Source organism: Aeromonas sp. Prich7-2 (assembly GCF_017939255.1).
GTDB lineage: Bacteria > Pseudomonadota > Gammaproteobacteria > Enterobacterales > Aeromonadaceae > Aeromonas > Aeromonas caviae.
On record NZ_JAGKRI010000168.1, the window covers coordinates 5262 to 9146 of the forward strand.

The window sequence follows — 3885 nt, forward strand, 5'->3', positions numbered from 1 at the left end:
TCTGGGACATGCCCACAGCAACCCGAGCCATGCCATGACCACAGAGCCCCCGCATTCATCCCAACGGGACGAGATCATTCCGGGTCTCACCCGGGAGCAGTGCCACGCCGCACGCCTCGCGCGAGACGCGCGTTTCGATGGTCGCTTCTTCACCGGGGTGCTCTCCACCGGCATCTATTGCCGCCCCGTGTGTCCGGCGCGGGCACCGCACGAGCACAATGTGCGCTATTTTCGCTTCGCGGCGGCGGCGGAGCAGCACGGGCTGCGCCCCTGCCTGCGCTGTCGCCCCGAGCTCGCACCGGCCCAGAGCGGCGATCTGCCACCGCTCGTCGCCCAGGTGCTGGCGCGCATCGAGCGCGGCGAGCTGGCGGAGCACAGCCTGGGCTCCCTTGCAACGCAGGCCGGGATCACGGAGCGCACCCTGAGGCGCCAGTTCGAGCAACACCTCGGTGCCTCGCCGAAACAGGTGGAGCAGACGCGCCGCCTGCTGCTTGCGAAACGGCTGCTGACGGAAACGCGCCTGCCCATCACGGACGTGGCGTTTGCCGCAGGCTTTGCGAGCATTCGTCGCTTCAACGACGCCTGGCTGCAGGCGTATGGGATGACACCGGGCGCCCTGCGCAAGCAGGAAGGGGGGACTGGCGAGGCGGCGCCGCAATCGAGCCTGCAACTGCACCTGCTGTATCGCCCGCCGTTCGACGTCCAGGCCATGCTCGCGTTCTACCGGTTGCGCGCCATTCCGGGGCTGGAGCGGGTGGATGAGCACGGTTACGAACGCCGTCACCGGGTCGGCGAGCAGGAGGGGCTCATCCGCATCGAGCCCGTCGAGGGGGAGAGGCTCAGACTCACGGTGCGGGATCTGCCGCCGGGTGCGCTGCCGGACATCCTGTACCGCGTGCGCCGCATGTGGGATCTCGACGCCGACATGAGCCGCATCGGCGAACACCTGGGGCAGGATCCGCTGCTCGCCGGCATCCAGGGACGCTGGCCCGGGGTGCGGCTGCCGGGGGGGTGGGATGAATACGAGGTGATGCTGCGCGCCATCGTCGGCCAGCAGGTGTCGGTCAAGGGTGCCATCACCATCATGGGGCGCCTGGTGGCGCGCACCCTGGCGCAGTTCGGCACCGCGCAGCTGCCCACCCCGACCCAGCTGTGCGAGCTGGATCTCGACGGTATCGGCATGCCGGGCAGCCGCATCCGCACCCTGCAAGGGCTGGCCTCGGCGCTCGCAAGCGGCGCACTCACCCTCGCCACGGCAAGCGACGAGCAACTGCTCGCGCTGCCGGGCATAGGTCCCTGGACGGTCGCTTACTGGCGGCTGCGCTGCGGGCTGGACACGGATGCCTTCCCCGCCTCGGATCTCGTGCTGCAAAAGGCGCTGGGGGGCGGTGACAAGCTGCCGGTGAAAGAGGTGACAGCGCGCAGCGCCCCCTGGCAGCCGTGGCGCGCCTATGCCGCGAGCTGGCTGTGGCACGCCATGAGTGAACAACCGGCGCTGCTCACCCGGCCAACACAGACACAAGACGAGGAGAAGAGCCCATGATCCGCTATGACATGATGCCCACCGACCAGGGCGAACTGCTGGTCGCCATCGACGAACGCGGTCTGGTCCATGTGGACTTCCTGGCCGGACTGCGGCCGCTGCCCGACATGCAGGACTGGCTACAGGACGGCGAGGCGCTCGCCCCCTTCCTCGCCGAGTTTCGGGACTACTTCGCGGGCCGGTTGCAGCGCTTCACCCTGCCGCTCGCCCCCAGGGGCACGGCGTTTCAGCAAGCGGTGTGGCAGGCGCTGTGCGACATCCCCTACGGGGAGACCCGCAGCTACGGCGACATCGCCCGCACCATCGGCAAGCCAAACGCGGTGCGGGCGGTGGGTGCCGCGAACGGTCGCAATCCGCTCTCCATCATCATCCCCTGCCACCGGGTGATCGGCCAGAATGGCAGCCTCACCGGCTATGCGGGAGGCCTGCCCATCAAGCAGGCACTGCTGACGCTGGAGAGGGCCTCTCGTTGATCCGGCGCCACCCGGCCAGGGCTCACTGCCGCTGCGCCAGCCAGCCGTGAAACCCCAGCGCCTGAAAGAAGCGGTGCGCCTCCGCGAAACCGGCCCCTTGCAAGAGGCGCCGGGTCTGTCCCTCGTCCAGGGAGGTGAAATCCTCTCCGAGGCGGCGCACCATCTGCTCGCAGGCAGGAAGCGGCAAACCGGCGAGGGCGGCTTGCAACCCCATCGCCTTGCGCTCAAGCGGGTCCGTGGGCGCCATCAGATCCGCCAGCAGCAGGGAAGCGCCAGGATTGAGCTGGCGATGAATATCACCCAATAGCGCGGCTTTGGCATCTTGCGCCAGAAAATGCAGAACCAGCAGACAGAGTGCACCATCGCAAGGCTTATCCACCACAGGCAATGCGCCCAGGTGCCAGCACACCCTCTCCCCCATGCCCGCCTGCTCGGCCCGCATCCTGGCCTGGGCCAGCATGTCCGCCGAGATATCCTGGGCCACAAAGGTCCAGCGGGGGCAGAGACGGCCAAGCAGCAGCAACTCGCTGCCCGTGCCCACCCCCACCAGCAGCACCCGGGCCTCCTGGCCCAGCGCGGCCATCAGCCGGGAGGCACAAAGCTGGTGCAGCAGCTCGTAGCCTGGCACCAGCAGGGGGATGCGGCTGTCATAGGCCTTCGCCCCTTCTCCTTCGAATCGCTCCGTCATCTTTTGCTCCTTTGGTGTGAGCCCCCTTGATAGGGGCTGCCGCCGGGAGAAGGTCAAGAGCCACAGGGGCGAGCCAGTTGCCAGCCCAGCCCCTCCCATGAAGGGAGGGCCCTAGCCCCCCTTGCCCAGCGCCGCTTTCAGAGCCGGATTGAAGACGCGCTGGAGGGAGGCGGGGTTGTTCACCAGCTTGGCCGCCGGGCGGCGCGGGCGCCTCACCAGCTCGCCGCCACAGTTGGGGCAGGTCAGGTGCAGATACTGATCGTTGCACTCCGCGCAGAAGGTGCACTCGAAGGAGCAGATGTAGGCCGTCGCCGTGTCGGCGGGCAGATCCCGGTCACAGCACTCGCAGTTGGGTCTGAGTTCAAGCATGGCAAGTTCCTGAAGCGCAAGGGGAAAGAGGGCAGCTCAATCGACGATAAAGAGGCGAGCGCCCAGTTCGGTATAGGAGCGATGGGGTTCGGCGTTGTCCGCCACCTGGTAGCTCATGCCCGGCGTCAGGCTCTGTGGGTCAATCTCATAAAGCTTGCGCTGGGCGGGCACAACGGAGCCATCCACAATGGGGCGAACATTAGCAATACGCCAAGCCCAGTAGCCGGGCACCCAGCCACTCGAGCAGGCGGCGGCGACTTCATCGGGTTGCCATTCATGCACCTCTTCAATGTCGACGATCGCAACGACTTTGCCATCAGGATCAACTGGCATATCGAGAGATAAAAATACTGAATTTTCAACGATCACTAAATCACGAACAGGCAGAGATGGAGGGCACCAGGAACGGACTTCCAATGTCTTTTTACCTGACGCGATATTTGTCCCGTGTGGACTGACTATCGAGAGTGCGAGCATAGATCCGTCTAAACCTCATTCCTTGGGGTGATAACACAGACATAGAGGCTCGAATAAGGCATCAAGCCTCTCACGAAGAGAGATGACAGCCCCTCTTCGCAGTCCCCCCATGATAAGAGCACACTCCTTCCCCCAAGTCATGGCCCACTCTGGTGATGGATACCTGACACCGGGCATCCCCCAGGAAAGGGTTCATCGCGGCTTTCCGGGGAAGGCCGCCTTGATTTTCAGAAAAAAGTATTCTGAGTCCCTAAATCCATATGCCATGCGCTTTATCACTTTGATCTTGTTGTTCACCCCTTCCAGCACACTCGTGTGCATCGGGTAGTTTGCAC

At 65.2% G+C, this 3885-nt stretch carries 6 protein-coding genes; 2 read left to right on the plus strand and 4 right to left on the minus strand.

Features of this window, described 5'->3' with window-relative positions; genetic code table 11:
- Positions 1-34: 34 nt before the first annotated feature.
- Together J9892_RS19545 and J9892_RS19550 are read left to right on the plus strand one after the other, a co-directional pair.
- Positions 35-1543 carry a DNA-3-methyladenine glycosylase 2 gene (locus tag J9892_RS19545; protein WP_042880510.1) on the plus strand — a complete coding sequence of 503 codons (1509 nt, stop codon included), beginning with the start codon at positions 35-37 and terminating at the stop codon, positions 1541-1543.
- Positions 1540-2016 (plus strand): methylated-DNA--[protein]-cysteine S-methyltransferase, encoded by a 477-nt coding sequence (locus tag J9892_RS19550; RefSeq protein ID WP_042017732.1) that lies wholly within the window; start codon positions 1540-1542, stop codon positions 2014-2016. The genes J9892_RS19545 and J9892_RS19550 overlap by 4 nt, the downstream gene beginning before the upstream one ends.
- Before the next feature lie 22 nt (positions 2017-2038).
- Here the strand turns inward: J9892_RS19550 and J9892_RS19555 are convergent, their stop codons facing one another.
- The 4 genes from J9892_RS19555 to J9892_RS19570 form a co-directional block, all read right to left on the minus strand.
- Positions 2039-2704, minus strand: a complete 666-nt coding sequence (locus J9892_RS19555; RefSeq protein WP_210538749.1) for a class I SAM-dependent methyltransferase — start codon at positions 2702-2704, stop codon at positions 2039-2041.
- A gap of 111 nt (positions 2705-2815) precedes the next feature.
- Entirely contained in the window at positions 2816-3073 is a 258-nt protein-coding gene (locus J9892_RS19560; RefSeq protein ID WP_010673281.1) for a DUF1272 domain-containing protein, read from the minus strand.
- Positions 3074-3109: 36 nt separating this feature from the next.
- Positions 3110-3550, minus strand: coding sequence for an ASCH domain-containing protein (locus J9892_RS19565; protein WP_113978565.1), 441 nt, complete (start codon positions 3548-3550; stop codon positions 3110-3112).
- Between the two features lie 192 nt (positions 3551-3742).
- The coding region (locus J9892_RS19570) for a transposase (protein WP_210537842.1) at positions 3743-3885 on the minus strand (143 nt) is incomplete at its 5' end.